This window comes from uncultured Gimesia sp. (genome assembly GCF_937919775.1).
Classification (GTDB): Bacteria; Planctomycetota; Planctomycetia; order Planctomycetales; family Planctomycetaceae; genus Gimesia.
Genome location: NZ_CALFPF010000282.1, coordinates 1 through 1,285 on the forward strand (window position 1 = coordinate 1; position 1,285 = coordinate 1,285).

Below are 1,285 nucleotides of genomic sequence, written 5' to 3' on the forward strand. Positions count from 1 at the left end.
GGCAGAAGTATCTTTGTTCTGGCCCCGCAGAACGGCACGCACATCGGCGATCGTTAGTTGCCGCGCTGCCAGTTGCTCGGAATCGACCACAACCTGAAGTTCATCTTCCAGACCGCCTAACACATTAGACTGTGAGACGCCCGAAACGCGTTCAAATCGCGCTTCAATTTCATCTTCCGCAAAGCGGCGCAACTTAGTGACTTCAATATCTTCCGCTGGTAAAATCCCCCCTCTGACATCGGGGTGCTCTTTCGCCAGCAGTCTCAACCGCAGCATCGCCAGACCAGGGTTCGGAGTGTTTCGAACGACATCCAACTCTGCCTTTAATTCAGGATGCGTTTTCTGAAATGCAATAATTTTTTCATCCGACGGGAGACGACTGCTGAGAATAAACCAGGCAATCGGACGGTCGGCGGCGTTAGACGTACTGATGATCGGCTGGTCTGCATCTTCCGGATATTCCGGCACCTGCTGCAAGCGGGAATTCACCTTGAGCAATGCCTCGTCCATGTTCGTACCGACCAGGAACTCCAGTGTGATCGAGCCTTTCGAGTCGGCACTTTCCGAACTCAGTTTGGTAATCCCCTCCACACTTTTGAGCTGTTCTTCCTGCTCCAGTACTATTTCCTGCTCGACTTCCTGCGGACTGGCGCCCGGCCAGCGGGTCTCCACAGTAATCGTAGGTCTTTGTACTTCGGGAGTCAGCTGCATCGGCATGCGGATGAGAGCCACCAGTCCGAACAGGACGGTCATTAAGACACCGACGGTCACTTTGACCGGATTATGTACAATCGCGTTGATAAAATTCATAAATGATCCTCTTTAACCATCGGCGTTCATGGCTTTGGATTTTGGTTCCGCATCGGGGGACAAAACTTCCGTGATCACAACATCCTGTCCCGGTCTTAAGCGTTCATTGCCTCGAATGACGACATACTCCCCGCGTTTCAAGTTTCCTTTGACTTGAATTAACCGGCCGCTGGCAACACCAACCTGAACGGGAACCGCACGCGTTTTCCCCTGTTTTTTATTGTCGGGAGCCGTTTCAACGACATAGATCATCGGCGTAGGCCCCCCCAGAACCAGGGCATCCTTGGAAACCAGTAATGCACTCTGCTTCGGGCCTGTCGGCAGCACAGCCCGGGCCAGCATCCCCGACTTCAGCACCGGCCCATCTTTGGTAATTGTATTTTTGATGCGGATTTTAACCGGAAACGTGCGGGCACGAATATCTGCCTGCGGATTGATTAATACCACACTACCGGTAAATACCTGATCTGGAATC

General features: G+C 52.5%; 1 protein-coding gene and 1 pseudogene. Both read right to left on the minus strand.

Annotated elements, in window-relative coordinates:
- Positions 1-810, minus strand: an 810-nt coding sequence (locus Q0294_RS07700) for an efflux RND transporter permease subunit (protein WP_299462858.1), incomplete at its 3' end; no start/stop codon positions are given.
- A gap of 12 nt (positions 811-822) precedes the next feature.
- A pseudogene (locus tag Q0294_RS07705) lies at positions 823-1,285 on the minus strand (efflux RND transporter periplasmic adaptor subunit); the annotation flags it as partial.